The sequence below is a fragment of the Actinomadura terrae genome, from assembly GCF_022751215.1.
Lineage (GTDB): Bacteria > Actinomycetota > Actinomycetes > Streptosporangiales > Streptosporangiaceae > Spirillospora > Spirillospora terrae.
In genome coordinates this window covers 461,658-476,530 of sequence record NZ_JAICDG010000001.1, presented here as the reverse complement: position 1 = coordinate 476,530, position 14,873 = coordinate 461,658, and the positions used below count along the sequence as shown (strand labels likewise).

10 protein-coding genes are annotated in these 14,873 nt (G+C 71.6%); 6 read left to right on the top strand and 4 right to left on the bottom strand.

Annotation, left to right across the window (positions count from 1 at the left end):
* Positions 1 to 51: 51 nt before the first annotated feature.
* The 3 genes from K2F47_RS02050 to K2F47_RS02040 all read left to right on the top strand — a co-directional run bounded on the left by K2F47_RS02050 (position 52) and on the right by K2F47_RS02040 (position 4,185).
* A complete protein-coding gene (locus tag K2F47_RS02050) occupies positions 52 to 1,473 on the top strand; it encodes a sigma 54-interacting transcriptional regulator (protein ID WP_242900936.1) in 1,422 nt (473 codons plus the stop codon).
* A gap of 48 nt (positions 1,474 to 1,521) precedes the next feature.
* Positions 1,522 to 3,558, top strand: coding sequence for a vWA domain-containing protein (locus K2F47_RS02045; protein ID WP_242900935.1), 2,037 nt, complete (start codon positions 1,522 to 1,524; stop codon positions 3,556 to 3,558).
* A 120-nt stretch (positions 3,559 to 3,678) separates the two neighbouring features.
* Complete coding sequence (locus K2F47_RS02040; RefSeq protein WP_242900934.1) at positions 3,679 to 4,185, top strand: hypothetical protein; 507 nt, start codon at positions 3,679 to 3,681, stop codon at positions 4,183 to 4,185.
* Positions 4,186 to 4,207: 22 nt separating this feature from the next.
* Here the strand turns inward: K2F47_RS02040 and K2F47_RS02035 are convergent, their stop codons facing one another.
* Together K2F47_RS02035 and K2F47_RS02030 are read right to left on the bottom strand one after the other, a co-directional pair.
* Complete coding sequence (locus tag K2F47_RS02035) at positions 4,208 to 5,338, bottom strand: alpha/beta hydrolase (protein WP_242900933.1); 1,131 nt, start codon at positions 5,336 to 5,338, stop codon at positions 4,208 to 4,210.
* 173 nt (positions 5,339 to 5,511) lie between these two features.
* Positions 5,512 to 6,660, bottom strand: coding sequence for a cystathionine gamma-synthase (locus tag K2F47_RS02030; RefSeq protein WP_242900932.1), 1,149 nt, complete (start codon positions 6,658 to 6,660; stop codon positions 5,512 to 5,514).
* A gap of 156 nt (positions 6,661 to 6,816) precedes the next feature.
* Here K2F47_RS02030 and K2F47_RS02025 point away from each other — a divergent pair, with 156 nt between their 5' ends.
* Positions 6,817 to 8,979: an MMPL family transporter gene (locus tag K2F47_RS02025; RefSeq protein WP_242900931.1), complete on the top strand. Its 2,163-nt coding sequence runs from the start codon at positions 6,817 to 6,819 to the stop codon at positions 8,977 to 8,979.
* A 173-nt stretch (positions 8,980 to 9,152) separates the two neighbouring features.
* Here the strand turns inward: K2F47_RS02025 and K2F47_RS02020 are convergent, their stop codons facing one another.
* Positions 9,153 to 10,955, bottom strand: a complete 1,803-nt coding sequence (locus K2F47_RS02020; protein ID WP_242900930.1) for a glycoside hydrolase family 9 protein — start codon at positions 10,953 to 10,955, stop codon at positions 9,153 to 9,155.
* 119 nt (positions 10,956 to 11,074) lie between these two features.
* Between K2F47_RS02020 and K2F47_RS02015 the strand changes: the two genes are divergently transcribed.
* Positions 11,075 to 12,247 (top strand): ROK family transcriptional regulator, encoded by a 1,173-nt coding sequence (locus K2F47_RS02015; protein WP_242900929.1) that lies wholly within the window; start codon positions 11,075 to 11,077, stop codon positions 12,245 to 12,247.
* Positions 12,248 to 12,263: 16 nt separating this feature from the next.
* Here the strand turns inward: K2F47_RS02015 and K2F47_RS02010 are convergent, their stop codons facing one another.
* Positions 12,264 to 13,655, bottom strand: a complete 1,392-nt coding sequence (locus K2F47_RS02010; protein WP_242900928.1) for a cystathionine beta-synthase — start codon at positions 13,653 to 13,655, stop codon at positions 12,264 to 12,266.
* 201 nt (positions 13,656 to 13,856) lie between these two features.
* Between K2F47_RS02010 and K2F47_RS02005 the strand changes: the two genes are divergently transcribed.
* Positions 13,857 to 14,849 (top strand): SGNH/GDSL hydrolase family protein, encoded by a 993-nt coding sequence (locus tag K2F47_RS02005; RefSeq protein ID WP_242900927.1) that lies wholly within the window; start codon positions 13,857 to 13,859, stop codon positions 14,847 to 14,849.
* Positions 14,850 to 14,873 lie beyond the last annotated feature (24 nt).

Sequence of the window (14,873 nt, the reverse complement as noted above, 5' to 3'; positions counted from 1 at the left end):
AAACCGGTGTGAGGGTGCGATTCCGCGTACCGGCGACGTAATGTCGATCGCGTGCGTTCATCCACACCTCGCGAGACCACACTGGGCGGCCTGCGCACCAGCGGTCACGTCCAGCGATCGGTGAAGGCCGAGATCCGGCACAACCTCCTCGCCCGGCTGAGATCGGGCGAGCCGCGATTCCCCGGGATCGTCGGGTTCGACGACACCGTCCTCCCGCATCTGGAACGCGCCCTGCTCGCCGGGCACGACCTCGTGCTGCTGGGCGAGCGCGGCCAGGGCAAGACGCGGCTGATCCGCACGCTGAACGGGCTGCTGGACGAGTGGACCCCGGTCGTCACCGGTTGCGAGATCAACGACCACCCCTACGAGCCGGTGTGCGTGCGCTGCCGCCGGCTCGCTGCCGAGCACGGCGACGACCTGCCCGTCTCCTGGAAGCACCGGGACGAGCGGTACGGGGAGAAGCTCGCGACGCCCGACACCAGTGTCGGCGACCTCATCGGCGACGTCGACCCGATCAAGGTGGCCGAGGGCCGCACGCTCGGCGACCCCGAGACCGTCCACTTCGGGCTCGTGCCGCGGACGAACCGGGGCATCTTCTCCATCAACGAGCTGCCCGACCTCGCCGAGCGCATCCAGGTCGCGCTGCTGAACGTGCTGGAGGAGCGCGACGTGCAGGTCCGCGGCTACGCGCTGCGGCTGCCGCTGGACGTGCTGCTCGTCGCGTCCGCCAACCCCGAGGACTACACCAACCGGGGCCGGATCATCACGCCGCTGAAGGACCGCTTCGGCGCCGAGATCCGCACGCACTACCCGCTCGCGCTCGACGCCGAGCTGGAGCTGATCCGCCAGGAGGCCGACTTCGCCGACCTCGCGGGCCTGCCCGCCGAGGTGCCCGGCCACCTGGTCGAGGTGATCGGCCGGTTCACCCGGCTCGTCCGGGAGTCCACGGCGGTGGACGGCCGCTCCGGCGTGTCCGCGCGGTTCGCGCTCGCGGGCGCCGAGACGGTGGCGGCGGGCGCGGTCCGGCGCGCGGCGCTGACCGGCGAGGAGCGCGCGGTCGCGCGGGTCTGCGACCTCGCGGCGATCGTCCCGTCGCTGATGGGCAAGGTGGAGTTCGAGGTCAGCGAGGAGGGCCGCGAGCAGGAGGTGCTGGAGCACCTGCTGCGCCGCGCCGTCGCCGAGACCTACCGGCGCACGCTCGGCGCCGCCGACCTGACCGGGCTGCTCGACAAGTTCGACTCGGGCGAGCGGGTGGAGTCGGGCGAGCTGGTCGCGGCGGCGGAGCTGCTGCGCCGGATCGGCCAGGTCCCCGGGCTCGCCAAGATCATGGAGCGGCTGGGCATGAGCGGGGAGTCCCCCGGGCAGGCCGCCGCCGCGCTGGAGTTCGCGCTGGAGGGTCTGTTCCTGACCCGGCGCCTCTCCAAGGACGTCTCCGACGGACGGTCCGACGGAACGGCCACGTATCGCACCTAGGGCCCGCCACGGGCAGGGCACTAGGGCCGCCACGGGCAAGGAGAGCCGATGAGCCGTTACCGCTACGGCGCGTACGAGGACGGGCCCGACCCGCTGGCGCCGCCCTACGACGTCCGCGATGCCCTGGACGCCATGGGCGACGCGGTGCTGGACGGCACCCGCCCGGGCGACGCGCTGCGGGAGCTGCTGCGGCGCGGGCTGCCCGGCGCGCAGGGCCGCCGGGGCCTGGACGACCTGCTGCGGGAGGTCCGGGACCGGCGCCGCGCGCTGCGCGACCGGGGACGCCTCGACGGCACGCTCGAACAGGCGCGCGCGCTGCTGGACACCGCGATCGGGCAGGAGCGGGCGGAGCTGTTCCCCGATCCGGGCGACGAGGCGCGGCTGCGCGAGGCGGAGCTGGACGCGCTGCCCGCCGACACCTCGCAGGCGATCCGGCGGCTGTCGGACTACCAGTGGCGCTCGGACGCGGCCCGCGCGACCTTCGAGCAGCTCAAGGACCTGCTGCGGCGCGAGGTGCTGGACGCGCAGTTCCAGGGCATGAAGCAGGCCCTGGAGAGCCAGGACCCGGCCGCGATGCAGCGCGTCAAGGACATGATGGCCGCGCTGAACGAGATGCTGGAACGTGACGCGCGCGGCGAGCACACCCAGGACGACTTCGACCGGTTCATGGGTCAATACGGGGACATGTTCCCCGACGATCCCCAGAACCTGGAGGAACTGGTCGACGCGCTCGCCCGCCGCGCCGCCGCGATGGACCGGCTGCTCGCCTCGCTCAGCCCCGAGCAGCGCGCCGAGCTGGCCGGGCTCATGGAGCAGGCCATGCAGGACGCGGGCCTCGCGATGGAGATGACGCGGCTCGGCGACGCACTGCGGGCGCGGCGTCCCGACCTCGGCTGGGGCGAGCCCGAGCAGATGACCGGGCAGGACCCGCTCGGCATGGGCGACGCGACCACCGCGCTGGCCGAGCTGGCCGACCTCGCCGAGCTGGAGTCGGCCCTCGGGCAGGACTACCCCGGCGCGCGGCTGGACGACGTCGACGAGGAGGCGATCCGCCGGGCCCTCGGCCGCCAGGCGGTGGACGACCTCGACGCGCTGCGCCGCATCGAGAAGGAGCTGGAGCGGCAGGGCTACCTGCGGCGCCGCAAGGGCGAGCTGGAGCTGACGCCGAAGGCGGTGCGGCGGCTCGGCGAGACCGCGCTGCGCCGGGTGTTCTCCCAGCTCACCACCGGCCGCACGGGCGACCACGACCAGCGCGACGCGGGCCAGGCGGGCGAGCTGACCGGCGCGAGCCGCGAGTGGCGGTTCGGCGACGAGCAGCCCCTGGACGTCGTCCGGACGGTGAGCAACGCGATCCGCCGCAGCGCCATGGACGGCGCGACGGGCGGCCTCGTCACAGGGGCGCCGCCAGCTACCGCGGTGACCGCGAACGGGAACGGGCACGCCCCGGCGCGTCCGGGCGGCGTCAGGCTCGGCGTGGACGACTTCGAGGTGCACGAGACCGAGCGCCGCACCGGCGCGGCCGTCTGCCTGCTGGTCGACCTGTCGTACTCGATGGTGCTGCGCGGGACGTGGGCGGCGGCCAAGCAGACGACGCTCGCCCTGCACACGCTGGTGACCAGCAAGTTCCCGCAGGACGCGATCCAGATCATCGGGTTCTCCAACTACGCCCGGGTGCTGCACCCGACGGAGATGGCGGGCCTCGACTGGGACATGGTCCAGGGCACCAACCTGCACCACGCCCTGATGATCGCCGGACGGCATCTGGACCGCCATCCCGACTTCGAGCCGATCGTCCTCGTGGTCACCGACGGCGAGCCGACCGCGCACCTGCGCCCGGACGGGCGCTCGCTGTTCGACTACCCGCCGTCCGCCGACACGCTGGTGCTCACGCTCGCCGAGGTCGACAAGATGACGCGCCGCGGCGCCTGCATGAACTTCTTCATGCTCGCCGAGGACCGGCGGCTCGTGTCGTTCGTCGAGGAGGTCGCGCACCGCAACGGCGGGCGGGTGTTCGCGCCCGACGCGGAGCGGCTCGGCGAGTACGTCGTCAGCGACTACCTGCGGGTTCGGCGCGGCCGCCGCTGAAACGGCGGAGCACGCCGCCCCCGGTGGGCAATGGGGCGCCGCCGAGGGATGCAAAGTCTGGCCAAACAACCGCCGCGCGCTCCCCGCACCGCGGCTCGCAAGCGGACTAGTGTCGGGCTCATGTCGACTTCCGACCGCCTGCTGCTGTTCCTGCACATCGGTTTCGCGATCTTCACGCTGGGCCCGCTGACCGCGGCGATCATGTCCACCCCGCGCTTCATCCGCTCCCGGAACCTGGACGTGCTGCGCCACCTGCACCGCACCACCCAGATCTACGGCATCCTCACGCTGGGGATCTTCCTGTTCGGGATGGCGCTCGCCAAGGGCGACTTCGCGCACGGCTGGCTGTCGGCCTCGATCACGCTGTTCGTCGTGGCGCTGGTGCTGCTGCTGCTCGTGGAACGCGACCAGCGCAAGGCCGTCCACCTGCTGGCCGCGGCCGTCGAGGCCGCCGTCCCGGCGGGGACGGCCGAGGCCGAGGCGAAGGGCGCGGAGGGCGGCGCGGAGCGGCCGGCCGCCGCGCGCGGGGAGGTCGCGCAGGTGGAGCGCGGCCGGATCGCCGCGATCGGCGGCGTGATCGCGCTGATCTGGCTGGTGATCCTCGTCCTGATGGTCTGGAACGGCTGAGCGCCCTCTCCGGGCCCGCTCGTCAGCCGGAGTGGTTGCGGAGCCAGGCCAGGATCTGCGGGTAGGTGTGCTCGTCCTCCAGCAGCCCGGAGGCGTGCATCTCGCCCGGGAGGACCTTCACCGTCGCCTCGACGCCCGCGGCGCGCAGCGCGGTCGCCAGGCCCGTGCTGTGCGTCGCCGGGACGAAGTCGCCGGTGGAGTGCATGAGCAGCATCGGGGCGTCGCCGGGCGAGACGTGCGAGGCCGAGCTGGCGTCGTCGACCCGCTTCCAGCAGGCGGCGTCCGCGGTCTCGCCCGGGGTGCAGTGGACGAGGGCGATCACGGCGCGGCGCAGCGTCCGCTCGGCGGCGGGCGCGCCGGGCTTGGCGCCGTCGGTGAAGGCCAGGAACGGGTTGTTCGGCGGCGACAGCGCGACCACGCCCCGCACCTGCTGCGTCCCGGTGCCGTAGGTGCCGAGCTGGGTCGCGAGCATCCCGCCCGATGACGAGCCGATCACGATGATCCGGTTCGGGTCGAGGTTCCAGAGCTTCGCGTGCTTCTTCATGAAGCCCAGCGCGGACATCGCGTCGTCGCGCTGCGCGGGCCACACGGCCTTCGGCGCGAGCCGGTAGTTCGGGGCGAGCACGACGTAGCCGTCGGCGGTCAGCCGCCGTGCGAAGTACTTCCAGCTCCGCTTGTCGCCGCCCAGCCAGTAGCCGCCGTGGATCATCAGTACGGCCGGCCGCGGCGCGGCCTTGGGCGCCGGGCGCCAGTACGCGTCGATCCGCTGCCGGGACGCCTTGCCGTAGGCGTAGGTCTTGGACTTCGGCAGCGCGGGCGTCACCATCACGGCCTGGCCGGAGACGACGCCGTCGGTCGTCCCGGGGCCGCCGGACGTCCCGCCCTGGGGCGGCGCGTCCGGGGACTCTAGGGTCGGCGCCTCGCGGGTCGGGGACTCGCCGGGCGGGGCGGTCTCGCCGGTCTCGGGGCTGCCGGACGGGGCGCCCGTCCCGGTCTCCTCGGTCGGCACGATCGTCGGGGCCGAGGGCGGCGCCGGTTCGCGGAGCGGTATGGCGGCGCCCAGCGGCATGGCGGCGCCGGCGCCCGCCGGGACGGCCAGCGCGGACAGACACGTCGCGGCGAACGCCGCACCACAGACCAGTACTTTGCGCACCCCGGGCCCTTTCGTGGCGGAACCTGGCGCGGACATCATAGATGTTTGATCAACCCCGTGGCGGGAACCACGCCCGGTTCGGCCCCGGTTCGCCCTGCCGAGATGTGCCCGGGCGGCCGGTACCGAAACACCGGCCGCCCGCGCATCGCCTCAGGTCAGGGAGCGTTCCACCCTCAGTCCAGGGCCTGCCGGAGATCACGCAGGAGGTCGTCGGCGTCCTCGATCCCGACCGACAGCCGGACGAGGTCGGCGGGCACCTCCAGCGGCGACCCGGCCACCGACGCGTGCGTCATCCGCCCCGGGTGCTCGATCAGCGACTCCACGCCCCCGAGGGACTCGCCGAGCGTGAAGAGCTTGGTCCGCTCGCAGACCCGGACGGCCGCCTCCTCCGACTCCATCCGGAACGACACCATGCCCCCGAAGGCCCGCATCTGCTTCGCGGCGACGTCGTGGCCCGGGTGGCCGGGCAGCCCCGGATACAGCACCTCCCGGACGGCGGGGTGCCGGGTGAGCATCTCCACCATCCGCTCGGCGTTGGCGCAGTGCCGGTCCATCCGGACGCCGAGGGTCTTGATCCCCCGCAGCGTCAGCCAGGCGTCGAACGGGCCCGCGACGGCGCCCATGGCGTTCTGGTGGTACGCCAGCTGCTCGCCGAGCGCCTCGTCCGCGACGACGAGCGCGCCGCCGATGACGTCGGAGTGCCCGCCGATGTACTTGGTGGTGGAGTGGACGACCACGTCCGCGCCGAGTTCCAGGGGCCGCTGGAGGTAGGGCGAGGCGAAGGTGTTGTCGACCACCAGCAGCGCGCCCGCGTCGTGCGCGATCTGCGCCAGCGCCCGGATGTCGGCGATGGCGAGCAGCGGGTTGGTCGGCGTCTCCACCCAGACGATCTTCGTTTCGGGACGGACCGCCGCGGCGACGGCCGCCACGTCCAGCAGCGGCACCGGGTCGAACTCCACCCCCCACGGCTCGGCGACCTTGGCGAACAGCCGGTAGGTGCCGCCGTAGGCGTCGTTCGGGATGATCACGTGGTCGCCCGGTTTGCAGACCGCGCGGATCAGGGCGTCCTCGCCCGCGAGCCCCGAGGCGAACGCCAGCCCCCGCGTCCCCGCCTCGATCTCGGCGAGACACACCTCCAGAGCGGTGCGGGTGGGATTGGCCGAGCGGGAGTACTCGTAACCCCCGCGCAGGCCGCCTATGCCGTCCTGCTTGTATGTTGAGACCTGGTAGATCGGTGGCACGACCGCCCCCGTGGTGGGGTCCGGCTCCTGCCCCGCGTGGATGGCCAGGGTCTCGAAACCCCGGTGCACCTCGTTGTCCATGGGAACGAGGCTATCCACCCGCCGACCCTCCTGGAGGAGGAGGAACTCCCCCGCAGGTATCACCCCCTAATTCGGCTCGGGGGTTGACCACAAACCGCCGTCCGGTCTCTACCGTTTTACACGTATCCCAACGAACCCTTGATTGAAGGAAGACCCATGTTCGCTCGGCTCGCGCGCTTCGTCGTGAGACACCCTGTGTGGACGATCGTGACCTGGCTCGTCGTAGCCGCGGTCGTCATCGTGTTCTCCCCCAAGCTGACCACCGAGTCCGACCAGGGCGACTTCCTGCCCTCGAAGTACGAGTCGGTCCAGGCGATCAAGATCGCCGAGAAGGCGTTCCCCCAGCAGGAGGACACCTCCTCGCTGATCGTCATCAAGCGCTCGGACGGCAAACCGCTGACCGCGACCGACACCGCCAAGGTCGACCAGGCGGCCAAGTCGCTGAACGCGAAGAAGCCGCCGACCGTCCAGAACTTCGCCACCGGGCCGGAGGCCGTCGCCCCCAACAAGGCCGTCCAGGTGGTCATGGTGCCGATGAAGGGCACCTCCCAGGACGACCAGGAGAAGCAGGGTGACGCGGTCAAGCAGATCCGCAAGGACCTGCCGACCCTGCTGAACGGCAGCGGGCTCGACTACAAGGTCGGCGGCGACGTCGCCGGGTTCGTCGACAACGAGGACTCCTTCAACAAGTCCTTCGAGATCGTCGGCATCGCGACCTTCGTCCTGATCATCGGACTGATCCTGCTGATCTTCCGGGCCCCGATCGCGGCGATCCTGCCGATCATCGTGATCATGGTGACGATGCAGGTCTCGATGGGCCTGATCGGCGTCGCCTCGCACCTGTTCAACTTCTCCGGTGACCAGAGCCTCAACACGATCATCCTGATCGTCCTGTTCGGCATCGGCGCGGACTACTACCTGTTCCTGATGTTCCGCTTCCGCGAACGGCTGCGGGCCGGGGACGACAAGAAGACCGCGATGATCACCGCGGTGGAGCGCGTCGGCGAGGTCATCTCCTCGGCCGCCGCCGCGATCGCCGTGACGTTCCTGGTCCTGCTGCTCGCGACCTTCGGCGTGTTCAGCGCCTGGGGCCCGGCCCTCGCCATCGCGGTCGTCGTGATGGGCATCACGTCGCTGACCCTGTTCCCGGCGATCGTGTCGCTGCTCGGCACCGCGGTCTTCTGGCCGTCCAAGGCGTGGAAGAAGGAGCCGAAGGGCACCGTCTCGGCCGCCATCGGACGCGGCGTCGGCCGCCGTCCCGCCATCGCCGCGCTGCTCGCCGGCCTGGTGATGGCCGGCCTCGCCGCCGGAGCCCTCGGCTTCAAGGCCGACTACGACTTCGCCGCGGGCTTCCCGCAGGACACCGAGTCGGCCCAGGCCACCAAGGACATGGAGAAGGGCTTCCCGCCCGGTCTGACCACCCCCGTCCAGGTCTTCCTCAAGGCCGACAGCGGCAAGGTCACCAAGCAGCAGATCGCGTCCTTCAGCCAGACCGCCAAGAGCGCGCCCGGCGTCGGACAGGTCCAGCAACCGGTGATGGGCAGTGACGGCTCCGTCGCCCGCGTCGACCTCGTCCTGAAGACCAACCCGGTCTCCAACAAGTCGATCAGCCTGGTCAAGAACGACCTGGCCCCGGCGGTGCACAAGGCGGCACCGGAGGGCACCCGTGCCTACGTCGGCGGCCAGACGGCGATCTTCGCCGACATCAACACGGTCAACAACCGCGACCTGTCGGTCATCCTGCCGGTGGCGGCGGTACTGATCGCGCTGATCCTGGCGCTGCTGCTGCGGTCGGTGGTCGCACCGCTCTACCTGGTCGTGTCGGTGCTGCTGGGCTTCGCCGCCACGCTCGGCTCCGCGGTGTACGTCTTCCAGGGGATCCAGGGCGAGCCCGGCGTCACCTTCCAGCTGCCGATCGTGCTCTACCTGTTCGTCCTCGCCATCGGAACCGACTACAACATCCTCATGACCGCCCGCCTCCGCGAGGAGGCCAAGGAGGGCCACGAGCCGCGCCAGGCCGCCGCCCTCGCCGTCCAGCACGGCGGCCCGACGGTCGCCGCGGCGGGACTCATCCTCGCGGGAACGTTCTCGGTCATGATGCTGGCGCCGGTCTCGATGCTCAAGCAGATGGGCTTCTCGGTCGCGATCGGCATCGCCCTGTCGGCCTTCGTGATGTCCACCTTCCTGGTGCCGGGCATCACGGCCCTGTTGGGCCACAGGGCCTGGTGGCCGGGCCACGGCGACGAGCCGAAGAAGAACCGCCAGAACCCGCAGGACCCGGCGCAGCAGTACTACGCGCCGTCGGGCTACCACCAGTAAGAGGAAACCCACAGACGTCGGGTTGTGGGACCCGGTCAGAAATGCCGCCCACAGACCGGGCCCCACAACCCGACACCCACAGAAAAAGGAAACCCCCCGGCACCGCCGGGGGGTTTCCCGTTTCCACGAGGAGCGCGGGCCGGGCGGGGGACGGCCCGCCCGGCCCGCGCGGGTCAGCCGATCGCGATGGCGTTCATGTACCAGCTGGTGTGGGGCAGCCACTGCTCGCCCCAGCGCCAGTCGTCGTCCTTGCCGGTCTGGGCGTAGCCGGCGTCCCAGAGGATGCCGCTGCCGTTCTCGTTCTTTCCGGTGATGCCGTTGACGATGCCGCCGGCGGTCTGGAGGAACTGCCACGACCCGAGCCAGAGGTACTGCGGGTTGTTGCGGCCCGAGCCGTCCAGCATGCAGACGTCATAGGGGTTGGTGCCGAGGATCCAGTTGAGCTGGTCCGCGGCGTAGGAGCGCAGTTTCTCCGCGAACGCTCGGTCGCTTGCGAACTGGCGGGCGGCCAGGCGGGCGGCGGTGGCGAGGGACGCGATGCGCGCGTTCTCGCCCTGCCACCACTGGTCCTTGGTGCGCGGTGTCACGTTGTGCGGGAAGAAGAACTGGCTGGCGCGGACCTGGTTCGCGTCCTGGACGAGTTGGCGCGCGTACCCGAACGGGTTGCGCACCTCCTGGGTCACCGCCAGTTCGAATTTCATCGACCGGCGCACCGCGTCCAGTGCCTTCTGCTTCGTGTCGCCGTCCGCGATTTCGGCGTAGGTGAGCAGCGCGACGACCGGGAGGCCCGCGTCGGACGGGTGGAAGTACGGGCGGTCCTTGTCGTCGGCGCGCCAGTAGTCGCGGTAGCCGCGCCAGCTCACCAGGCGTGCCGCGAGGTTCGCGGCGCGCTTGTCGGCGGCCTCCTTGTAGGAGCCGTCCTTGGTCGCGCGGTACAGTTCGACGGCGGCGAGGACGGCGTTGTAGTCGTCCTGGATATTCTCTTTGCCGTCGTTGGTCAGGCGGACGTTGTTGGCCTCCAGATAGGTGAAGGCGTCCTTGGCCGCCGCCAGATACTCGGCGCTTTCGTAGTCGCCGGAGACGTCGTGGGTGCTCGCGATGGCCAGCGCGGCGATCGCCATGCCGCCGCCCTCGCGGTAGTTGACCTGGGCGGTGCCGAGCGTGCGCTTCACCGGGTCCTTCGGCGGGCCGGGTTGGCCGACGGAACTGTAGAAGGACTCGCCCTGGACGTGGACGCGGCGGATATAGTCCGCGCCGTAGAGGCCCTCGTCCTGCATCCACGTGCGAAGCTGCGTGAAGTTCTCGTCCTTGCGCGCGGTCAGCTCGCGGTACGAGACCAGATGCGACCAAGCGGTCAGCGGAATCTGGAGTGTGTTGAAATAGGACAGCGCCGACAATTGCGTGAAGTGTTTGCCGAAATCGCCGGTCGCGTCGTACCATCCGCCGTGCGCGTCGAACGTCTTCCCGGTGTTTCCGAGCGGCAGATGGTGGTCGAACTTGTCGAACTGGCCGGAGCACCGCCAGCCCTTGAAATGGCGGACGACGTGCGAGAGCGTGTAGCGCTCAAGGACCGTCGCCTCGATCTTGAACTGTGCGGACCGGGCCGAGCCGACCGCGATGTAGTAGTCGCCGGGCCGCTTCACCTGCGAGAAGTCGGCGGTCCAGTAGCGGCGGCCGTCCCAGTCGGCGACCGTTCCCGCATCGCTCAGCCGCCCGCTGTGGACGGTGGTCCCTGTCGCGACGTCAATGAGACTGTAGCGACCCGGCGAGTGGCGCGCCGTGACCACGGCGCGCTTGGGGGCGCCGGGGTCGTACCCCACATTGTTGACGAAGACCCGGGTCGCGGCGTCGCCGTGCCCGTGGCCCGCCGAGGTCGCGGCCTCGGCCGGGGACCCGGCCACGGAGACGGCCGTGTACCCGGCCCCGACGGTGGCCGCGCCGATCAGAAAGCGTCGGCGGTCGTGCCCTGCGTTCATGCTCCCACCCACCTTGTGCCGTTGAGGCCCCCGAGATGTCTCACCTGCCGGCGTAATTCGGTTAAGAACGTTGCAATATTGTGGGATCGTGCGGCCCAGGTCAAGAGGGGGACGGGGAAATGATCGACGGCGGGGGCCGGCCGGCGCTGCTGCGGCGGATCAACGAGCGGACCGTGCTGGCGCGGCTGCACGAGGCCGGGCCGCTGCGGCTCGGCCAGCTCAGCGACCGGACCGAGCTGTCCAGGCAGACGATCGCGCAGGTCGTCTCCTCGCTCGCCGACGCGGGCCTGGTCGAGTACATCGAGGCCGACCAGGCCGGGCGCCGCTCCCCCGGCCGCCCGGCCCGGCTCGTCCGGCTGCGCCCGGAGGCCGCGCACGTCGTCGGCATCGACATCGGCCCGCACCGCACGCTCGTCGTGGTCGCGGACCTGTCCGGCCGCATCGTGGCCGAGGACCGCGGCGACAGCAGCCGCCTGCGCCGGCGCGAGGAGATGCTCGCCCACGTCCGCGCGCAGGTGCGGGACACGCTCGCGCGCGGCGGCGTCCCGCACGAGACGGTCCGCGCGGTCGTCGCCGGGACGCCCGGCATCGTCGAGGCCGAGCACGGCGTCGTCGTCAAGGCGCCCGACATGCCGGACTGGACGTCCCTCGACCTCGCCGACCGGCTCCGCCCGCTCTTCGGCTGCCCGGTCGTGGTGGAGAACGACGTCAACCTGGCCGTGCTCGCCGAGCGCTGGCACGGGCACGGCCGCGACGCCGACATCCTGGTCACGGTGCAGTGGGGCAGCCGCGTCGGCGCGGGCATCCTCGTCGGCGACCGCCTGCTACGCGGCGCGCACGGCGCCGCCGGCGAGGTCGGCTTCCTCCCGGAACGTCAGGGCCCGCCGATCGGGACGGCGAGCCTCGGCCCGTTCGAGCGCCGCGTCGGCACCACCGCGATCGCCGAACTCGCCCACGACACCGCGTCCCCGGACGACCCGGGCATCGCGACGCTGACCGCCGCCCGCGCCGGCGACCCGGCCGCGCTGGAGGTCCTCGACACGATCGCGGCCCGGTTCGTCCAGGGACTGGCGCCGCTGACGCTGATCCTCGACCCGGACCTCGTCGTCATCGGCGGCGGCGTCGTCCGCGCCGGACCGCCGCTTCTCGAAGCGCTGGAACGCCATTTGCACGGGCGAACTCTCGTCCGCCCGGCATTGGCGCTCTCCGAACTCGGCGACCGAGCCGTGGCCCTCGGCGCCGCGCGCCTCGCATTGGACGACGTGGAACGCCAGCTGTTCAAAATCCACTGACGTTCCGGCAGGTCGGTCAGTGGCTCCCGGCGGCCAGGAAAGCGAGGAGGTCCTGCCGGGTGACCAGTCCCTTGGGCTTTCCGTCCACGAGCACAACGGCGGCCCCGGCCTTTTCCAGAACGCCCACCGCCTTGCTCACCGGCTCGCCCGAACCCAGCGTCGGCAATGGCGCCGACATGTGGAGTTCGACGGCCTCGGTCAGGCTGCCGTGCTCGCGGACGAGAATGTCGAGCAGATCGCTCTCCACGACCGATCCGACGACCTCGGCGGCCATGACCGGCGGCTCCTCCTTCATCACGGGAAGCTGCGAGACCTCGTACTCGCGCATGATGGAGATGGCGGTCTGGACGCTCTCGTGCGGGTGGACGTGGACGAACTCCGGCAGCGTCCCGCCCTTGCGGGTGAGCACCTCGCCGACGCTGGCCTCCTCGGTGGAGGGGGTGAGGAAGCCGTAGTCGGCCATCCACTCGTCGTTGAAGATCTTGCTCAGGTAGCCGCGGCCGCCGTCGGGGAGCAGGACGACGATCACCGCGTCCGGGTCGGCCTCGGCGGCGACGCGCAGGGCGGCGACGACCGCCATGCCGCAGGACCCGCCGACGAGCAGCGCCTCCTCGCGCGCCAGGCGGCGGGTCATCGTGAAGGAGTCCTTGTCGGAGACGGCGATGACCTGGTCGCAGATGTCGCGGTCGTAGGTCTCGGGCCAGATGTCCTCGCCGACGCCCTCGGTGAGGTAGGGGCGGCCGCTGCCGCCGGAGTAGACCGAGCCCTCCGGGTCGGCGCCGATGATCTGGACGCGCCCGCCGGAGACCTCCTTGAGGAACCGGCCGGTACCGGTGATCGTCCCGCCGGTGCCGATGCCCGCGACGAAGTGGGTGATGCGGCCCTTGGTCTGCTCCCACAGCTCGGGACCGGTCGTCTCGTAGTGCGAGACCGGGTTCTGCTGGTTGGTGTACTGGTTCGGCTTCCACGCGCCGGGGATCTCGGCGGCGAGCCGGTCCGACACCGAGTAGTAGGAGTCGGGGTGCTCGGGCGACACGGCGGTCGGGCACACCACGACCTCCGCGCCGTACGCGCGCAGGACGTCCACCTTGTCCTTGGCGACCTTGTCGGGGCAGACGAAGACGCACCGGTAGCCGCGCTCCTGGGCCACGATCGCCAGGCCGACCCCGGTGTTGCCGGACGTGGGCTCCACGATCGTCCCGCCCGGCTTCAGCGCCCCGGACTCCTCGGCGGCGTCGATCATGCGGACGGCGATGCGGTCCTTCACCGACCCCCCGGGGTTGAAGTACTCCACCTTGGCGAGCACCTGCGGCCCCCGGCCGCCGGTGAGCTGCCCGCCGGTCACCTTGCGCAGCCGAACGAGCGGGGTGTTGCCCATCAGTTCGACGAGCGAGTCGTGTACGTGCACCGCGACGTCCTTGTCGGTCGAGTAGGTCGGTTCAGTAGGTCGGTCTGAGCGGTCGTGTCCCTGTTCAGCCCGCGTCCACCATGGGAGGGCAGGATAGGGAACAAGACGTTCTTCTCTCTCGACGGTAACCCAGATCGGGCACCACGGGCATCAACCTCCTCGCGCGAGGGTAGGAACCGGATCACGGAGGGTCAGCGCGGAATGTTGAGAGCGTTCACCGCGCGCCGCATCGCCGCGGCGGCGGCCTACGGGGGCGGGGGCATCACGGCCCTCGGCGGCATCACGTTCGGGCTCGTGGTCGTGGAGGCACGGCTCGCCCGCAAGATCATCCAGGCGACGCCGAACGGCGCGCCGCCCGCGGCCGACGGCCTGTACGGGGGCGGGCTCGACGGCCCGCCGCTGTCGCTGGTGATGCTCGGCGACTCCACGGCGGCGGGGCTCGGCGTCCACACCCCCGACGAGACGCCCGCCGCGATGCTGGCGGCGGGGCTGTCGTCGATCGCGGGACGGCCCGTCCGGCTGACGAACGTGGCGCGGCCCGGCGCGCGGTCGGCGGAGCTGGCGGGGCAGTGCGAGCGGGCGTCCCAGGTCCGGCCCGACCTGGCCGTCGTCATGATCGGCGCCAACGACGTGACGAACCGGGTGCCGCCCGCCGAGTCCGTCCGGCACCTCTCGGACGCGGTCGCGGCGCTCCGCGCGACCGGCTGCCAGGTGGTGGTCGGCACCTGCCCCGACCTCGGCTCGGTCAAGCCGCTCATGCAGCCGCTCAAGTGGATCGCCCGGCGCGCGAGCCGCCAGCTCGCCGCCGCCCAGACGATCTCGGTCGTGGAGCACGGCGGCCGCTCGGTGTCCCTCGGCGACCTGCTCGGCCGCGAGTTCGCCGCCGACCCGCTGTCGATGTTCAGCGAGGACCGCTACCACCCCTCCGCCCGCGGCTACGCCGCCGCGTCCGCCGCGCTGCTGCCCTCGATGGCGCACGCGCTCGACCTCGAACCGGACGTGGAGACCCTGCTCGACCAGGGCGTTCTCCCGGTCTACCTGGCCGCCGCCGAGGCCGCCGAGGTGTCGGGCACCGAGGTCTCCGGCGCGTCGGTCGCCGGGGACGACCGGGGGCCCCGGGGCCGCTGGGCGCGGCTGCTGCGCCGCCGCACCGCCCCGTCCGACCTCCCGGCTCCCGCACCGGACACCGCCTGACCAGGCGCGAACCGGCTGGTCCCG